Annotated in this window: 4 protein-coding genes; 3 read left to right on the top strand and 1 reads right to left on the bottom strand. The window is 63.6% G+C overall.

Translation table 11 applies throughout. The features are described 5' to 3' along the window. Nucleotides 1-271 precede the first annotated feature (271 nt). The gene (locus AB0J87_RS50665; protein WP_363979816.1) at nucleotides 272-1,108 is read right to left on the bottom strand and encodes a transposase family protein; all 837 of its coding nucleotides are present in this window, start codon (nucleotides 1,106-1,108) and stop codon (nucleotides 272-274) included. 710 nt (nucleotides 1,109-1,818) lie between these two features. Between AB0J87_RS50665 and AB0J87_RS50670 the strand changes: the two genes are divergently transcribed. From AB0J87_RS50670 to AB0J87_RS50680, 3 genes are all read left to right on the top strand, one after another. Continuing rightward, nucleotides 1,819-3,423 carry a reverse transcriptase domain-containing protein gene (locus tag AB0J87_RS50670; RefSeq protein WP_363979819.1) on the top strand — a complete coding sequence of 535 codons (1,605 nt, stop codon included), beginning with the start codon at nucleotides 1,819-1,821 and terminating at the stop codon, nucleotides 3,421-3,423. Nucleotides 3,424-5,145: 1,722 nt separating this feature from the next. Further along, complete coding sequence (locus AB0J87_RS50675) at nucleotides 5,146-5,373, top strand: hypothetical protein (RefSeq protein ID WP_363979822.1); 228 nt, start codon at nucleotides 5,146-5,148, stop codon at nucleotides 5,371-5,373. Between the two features lie 82 nt (nucleotides 5,374-5,455). Beyond that, entirely contained in the window at nucleotides 5,456-6,409 is a 954-nt protein-coding gene (locus AB0J87_RS50680) for a transposase (protein ID WP_363979837.1), read from the top strand. The last annotated feature ends 69 nt before the right edge of the window (nucleotides 6,410-6,478 follow it).

The following is a 6,478-nucleotide window of genomic DNA, read 5'->3' on the forward strand; positions in this document are numbered from 1 at the left end:
TCGTCACCATCTGTCCGCCGCGGCGATGCGGCATCGCCACCTAAAGCCGGGATCTGGTGCGCTCCCTGCGCGGGACCAGGCACGTCCGCGCGACGGTCGCGGCGGTATCCACACGGGCGGATTGTCGCGGATCGCTCGGTGGTCTTGTGGGTCAAAGAGGCGATGGGCCGGTGAGCGTGGCGGCTTTCATCTGCTCCCAGAAGACCGAGTACGGCGTCGACCACGTCACCTCCTGCCGGGCGTTGGGTGTTTCGCAGTCACTGACGTGATCTCAGCGAATTGCCGGTAGATGGTCGTGCTCGAAATGGGTGAGGACAAGTGCTGCGCGGGCGATGTCACCGATTCTGCTGGGGCTGACGGTGATGTGCTGGAGGGTCCGCCAGCGGCCTTTGAGCAGGGCGAATCCGCGTTCGCCGAGACAGCGCAAGGCGCGTAGGAGCCGGTTGTAGGTGCGGTTGTCCGGGCTGAGGATCTGGTTTCCTTCGGGCTGTTTGATCGATGTGTGGATGCCGATTCCGGCGCCGTCGTAGCCGCTGTCGGCGAGGGTGGGCAGGCCGTGTGCGGCTGCGGCGTACAGCGCGCCGAGAACCTGTGCGCGGGCGGCGGTGAGGTCGTGGACGGAGCCGGGGGTCACCTCGCCGATCCACAACGGCAGGCCGTCTGGTGCCGAGAGGGCCTGGAGGTTGCCGGCGTGCTGGTGGGCCTTGCCGGAGTACCAGGCGTCGATGGCCTCGCCCTTGACGCTGATGGTCTGCTCGGCGCAGCGGTCGATCGGGATCAGGGTGGCGTCCAGGATCACATACGCCAGTCCTTCGGCTTGGGCGCGGTCGAGGGCTTCGTGCAGATCAGGTGCTTGAGCTGAGAGAACTCCGATGCCTTCGTGGATGTAGCCGTAGGCGGTGGCCCGAGAGATGCGATGCTCACGGCCGAGCTTGGGGATGTCGTGTTCGCCGCGGAACCAGCGCACCACCATGACCGCCTGCCGGAACGGGCTCAAGGCTCGGCTGCCCTGCGGGGTGCCACGCAGTCGGCGTTCGTCGTGCAGGAGTCGCGCGACGTACTGAACGAGTGCGCGGGAGACGTCGAGCGTGGCACGATGAGCAATCACGGTGCGCCACGAAAACGCTTTGCGATATCCCCGGCCCAGCCGGGAGGAATTCGGAGGAGATTCCTGGATCCGATGCCTTACCTGGGTGCCGAAAGGTCAAGGGGACAGCAGCATGGCAGGAAATCAGCGACCGTGCCCAGGCGTATGGGACGGTGCGCTGAGGGATCCGCGCGATACGGTGAAGACTTGATTGTTTGAAGCCCAATCTCCAGAAGGCTCAAGCTTAGGCCCGTCGGAAAGACGTCTGAGACCGGCGCCAACCCTGTGTCGGCATAACGTGATGGTCGATACACCTCCGGGGCATGGAGCGATGTCCAGTGAGGATATCAAAGGAGATGAGTGGGACGCCTAAGTCGCGCTAGAGACGTATCGCAGGGACGAACGTGGGATTGCCTAAGGGGCGCGAGCCCTACGGTAACGCAGTTCCCGTAGTAGTCGCAGGAGTAACGGCCTGTCAGGGAGGACGGGAAACCCGTCCGCAGGGCGAAGGGGAACAGGTGGTCGGACATTCGAAGACCGGGAGGCATGCGCAATGCAGAGCGCCGAAACGGTGTTGAGTGTCCTTCGTGAGCGCGGCAGGCGCGGCCTGCCGTGTGATGAGCTGTATCGACAGTTGTTCAACCCGCAGTTATATCTGCTGGCCTACGGGCGTATCTATGCCAACAAGGGCGCCATGACCCCGGGGGGTCAGCGCAGAGACCGCGGACGGCATGTCTCTGGACAAGATCGAGCGGATCATCGATGCGCTGCGCCACGAGCGCTACCGATGGAAACCGGTCAAGCGCATCTACATCCCGAAAAAGAACGGAAAGGATAGACCGCTCGGCCTGCCGTCCTGGTCGGATAAGCTTGTCGGCGAAGTGATACGCCTGCTCCTCGATGCGTATTACGAACCGCAGTTCTCCGACCGCTCACACGGGTTCCGCCCGCGACGCGGATGTCATACCGCGTTGAACGAGGTGGCAACCTCATGGACGGGAACCGTGTGGTTTATCGAAGGAGACATCTCCGACTGCTTCGGATCGCTCGATCATCAGGTCTTGCTATCCATCCTGGCGGAGAAGGTCCGGGATAACAGGTTTCTGCGCCTGCTGCGGAACATGCTCCAAGCGGGCTATCTGGAGGATTGGATATGGAACACCACACTCTCCGGAGCGCCACAAGGCGGAGTGGTCTCGCCAATCCTTTCCAACATATACCTGCATCGGCTGGACGAATTCGTCGAGACAGTTCTCATACCGGAATATACCCGAGGGGGGCGCCGGAAACGCAACCCCGAATATGTCAAGGTGCAGAACGCGATCGCCCAAGCCCGCAAACAGCGAGACCATGCCGCCCTGCGTCGCCTGCGCAAACGGCAGCGACAACTGCCCAGCGCAGATCCACAAGACCCCGACTACCGGCGGCTTCGATACGCACGCTACGCCGACGACACTTTGCTCGGGTTCACCGGACCCAAGGCCGAAGCCGAGGAGATCAAGCAACGCCTGGCCAAGTTCCTGCACGACAACCTCAAGCTGGAACTCAACCAGGCCAAGACACTGATCACGCACGCCCGGACCGGCGCGGCGAAATTCCTCGGCTACGAGATCACCGTCCAGCACGGTGACCAGACGCTCAAGCGCGGACGCCGCGCGGTCAACGGCATCGTCCGACTGCGCGTGCCCACGGCGGTGATCAAGGCCAGATGCGCCCCCTACTTCCAGCACGGCAAACCCGAGCGGCGCACCGAGCTGATGAACTTCGACGATCACACGATCATCAGCACCTACGGTGCGGAGTACCGGGGCATCGTCCAGTACTACCTGCTGGCTGGCGACGTCTACCGGCTGTCCCGGCTGTGCTGGGTCATGCAGACCTCGCTGTTGAAGACGCTGGCCGCCAAACACCGATCCACGGTGTCGAAAACGGCCCGCCGCTACAAGGACAAGATCCCCACACCCCACGGGCTGCGCACCTGCATCCAGGTCAGCGCCGACCGAGGGAACGGCAGGAAACCACTGGTCGCACGATTCGGCGGCATTCCACTCAAACGGCAGCGCACGGCGGCCCTCATCGACCGCCCTCCCGACCCGGGACAGATCCGCCGCAAGGAACTCATCACCCGTCTCCTCGCAGGCAGATGCGAACTCTGCGGAAAACGTGAACCCACCCAGGTCCACCACATCCGCAAACTCGCCGACCTCGGCAAACCGGGACAGCCCCGCCCCGACTGGATGAACACCATGGCAAAGCGACGCCGCAAGACCCTGGTGGTCTGCGGTCTCTGCCACACCCACATCCACCGACACCCAGCCGCATCACTCACGAAATGATCACTGGAGAGCCCGTTGCGGGGAAAGCTCGCACGGCGGGTTCGGGGGCAGGCCGAGCGGAAAAGGATCAGCAGCTCGTTCGTTGACACCTCGCCGCTCGGCCGAGCCTACTGGAGCCTTCCGGCCGGCTGAGATTCTTGTGGTGAGACCTCTTCTACCGGGGGCTCCGTCTGTTTCCGGCCTTCGGCGACTCCTCCCGAAAGGCCCGGAACGCCACCGGCGGCGTCCAGAAAATCCCAATCGCCCGAACTATTTCGCTGAGATCACCTCACTGTTCTACAAGTGGAAGAACCTGTACCGCTTCAAAAGTGGTCGAAGGCGCTTGACCTGCAGGTTGATCTGATGCGGCGGTACGGGAAAGATCGTTTCTTGGGTCCCTCCGTCTTCTATACCGCTCATGATCCGGGTGTTCGGCTGACTGGCGCTGCTGGGCCGAAGCGAGGCGGTCAAGGACGCCGAGATCATGGTGCTCCGGCATGAGGTGGCGGTGCTGCGGCGTCAAGTCGCCTGGCCGAAATGGCCTGGGCGGATGTAATTCTCGGCTGACGCACTGCTCGTCCTTACTCGGCGTCAGCCCGGAATTCCCATCGAAGAGCGAGACCTGGCAAGGGCGGCTGGGTGCGGGACTTTACCAGATCGTCGGCCGGCCAGCGCTTAAGATCTCGAAACGGCGGGGGAACATCGCCGACCTCCAGTCGGCGAAGAACGCATCACCCGCATCTGACAAGTGCACGCCGGACGGGACTTCGCAGACGACACACGCCCACTGGGCTTGGGGGTCGCACAGCACCAGTTGTCGGCGCACCCCATGAGTCCGCAGCACCGCGGCGCCCTCCGCGCCGCGTTCGCCGACCATTCCGTCCTCCAAGCACCGCACAAGGTCACCGATGGCCTGATCAACTGTGCCGAACGTCGTCCACCGGTACCTTGGGGATGGGCGCCCCTCACGCCATGGTCGGGAGAATCGCGCCCAGGCCCACCCCGGCCCGTGGTGACTATTCAGCTCTCCTGGGCTCGGCTCTGGACCTTGGGGCACAATGATGTTGTAAGAAGCTGGTTGGGCTGGAGTCACTGGTTTCTCCCTATGGGCCTTGTGAGTACGTGAAGACTGCGCTTCGACTCGAGTCACCTCCAGAGCCCTGGTCAGGGAATATTCCCTTGACTGAACCATCGCCCGGGCAAAGGTATGTATGAGTTTAGCGCGTTAGGACTTCGAGCACCAGCGATTGATGACGGGTGCTCCGGATGCCGGTCTCCCCATTCAGCCAACGCGTCTTGGACCGCCTGATGGAGAAAGTAGAACGGCCCTTCTTGGCGGAAAATATCAGTTCGATTCAGTTTCGCAAGAAAAGGCATCAACTGCTACGGAAGAACGCGCCTCAGCTAAAGCTAGGCGCACACTTTAAGGAACAGCGGAAATGCGGCTTGAGGCTTTCCAGAACGATCCCGAGAGGCAATCCGGGCTAATCCGCCAAGCTGGCGGAGTTGTCCCGGCGGGACGTGACGCGCATGTTTGTGGCGTTGGGGCGGCGGCGGACTCGGTACGGTGAGCTAATTGGCGCATCCACGTTGGAGCGAATTCGGGCGACGCTGCGCGCCGCGTTGATCCATGCGGTGCGGGAGGATCTACTCGCTGGCAACCTGTACCGTTTCATAACGCATCGCAGGGTGCTTGATCTGCGGTTTTGACCTTCAGCAGCGGTACGGGCAAGATCGCGGCTTGTGCCGGTTCGTCTGCTGTATCTGATCATGGTTCGGGTGTTCGGCTGGCTGGTGTTGCTGGGTCGTGGTCAGGCGTCCAAGGATGTCGAGGTCATGGTGCTCCGCCATGAGGTGGCCGTGTTGAAGCGTCAGTTCGCCCGCCCGAAGCCGGGTTGGGCCGATCGGGCGCTCCTGGCGTGTACGACCCTGCTGGTTAACTCGCCCGGTGTCGGCTGGTTCGTGATCTGATGGCTTCCTGTCCTTGATCACGCCCGTGGGAGCAGCCGCCGTCTTCGTCCTGGCTGCAGGATGGATAGAGGTAGCTGTGTCAATGCAGCCGATGCCGTGGCCGGAGCCGACGCCCGAGGTCGCTGCGGCGATCCGGGCGATCTACCGAGGCAAGCGGCAGGTGCCGTTACCGGTCCGAGTGCGTGATGAACTGGGCGAAGTCTTCGCCGATGAGGCGTTCGCAGGCGCCTTCGGCAAGGAGGGCCGGCCGGGCTGGTCGCCGGGACGCCTGGCGTTGATCACAGTGTTGCAGCGGGCGGGTAACCTCACCGACCGGCAGGCCGCCGAAGCGGTCGCCACCGATCTGACCTGGAAGTACGCGCTCGGCCTGGACCTGGACGACCCGGGCTTTGACGCCAGCGTGCTGAGTGAGTTCCGAAGCCGGGTGATCGCTCATGAGCTGGAGGAAAAGCCGCTGGATCTGCTGCTGGCGGCGTTGCAGGAGCGCGGCATGCTAGCGGCGGGTGGCAAGCAGCGCACCGACTCCACCCATGTGATCTCCGCGGTGCAAGATGTGAACCGGGTGGAACTGGCCGGGGAATGCGTGCGGGCCGCGTTGGAGGCGCTGGCGGTGGCCGCGCCCGGCTGGGTGTGGCAGGTGCTGGAGGTGCCCGGCTGGGCTGAGCGCTATGAGCTGCGGGTCGATTCCTGGCGGATGCCCATCTCCAAGACCAAACAGGAAGAACTGGCGCGCGTCTACGGGGCGGACGGGTATGCGCTGGTCGAAGTCGTGTATGCGCCGTTCTCTCCGGTCTGGCTGCGCCACCTGCCGGCCGTTAACACGCTGCGCGTCATGCTGATCCAGCACTATGTGCGCATCACCGACCGGCGGGGACGGCGGGTGATCAAACGGCGGCAGGACCTCGACCAGGGCGGCGAGGGCCTGCCGCCGGGCAGATACCGGCTGGCCTCGCCCTACGACCTCGACACCCGCTGGGCGGCCAAGGGCAGCGAGCTGATGTGGAACGGCTACAAGTGCGCCACGAGGTGCGGTTAGTTCCGGATGGGGGTGAAAGACCATCCATTCCTTCGCCGTCGTAGCGGCGGAGTAAAGCTGGAGGCAGCC

The organism is Nonomuraea sp. NPDC049625 (genome assembly GCF_040675285.1).
GTDB classification, from domain to species: Bacteria; Actinomycetota; Actinomycetes; order Streptosporangiales; family Streptosporangiaceae; genus Nonomuraea; species Nonomuraea angiospora_A.

Bases quoted from the DNA above. Each gene is read 5' to 3' on its own strand.
- AB0J87_RS50670 (WP_363979819.1), top strand. From the start codon at position 1,819: ATGTCTCTGGACAAGATCGAGCGGATCATCGATGCGCTGCGCCACGAG.
- AB0J87_RS50680 (WP_363979837.1), top strand. From the start codon at position 5,456: ATGCAGCCGATGCCGTGGCCGGAGCCGACGCCCGAGGTCGCTGCGGCG.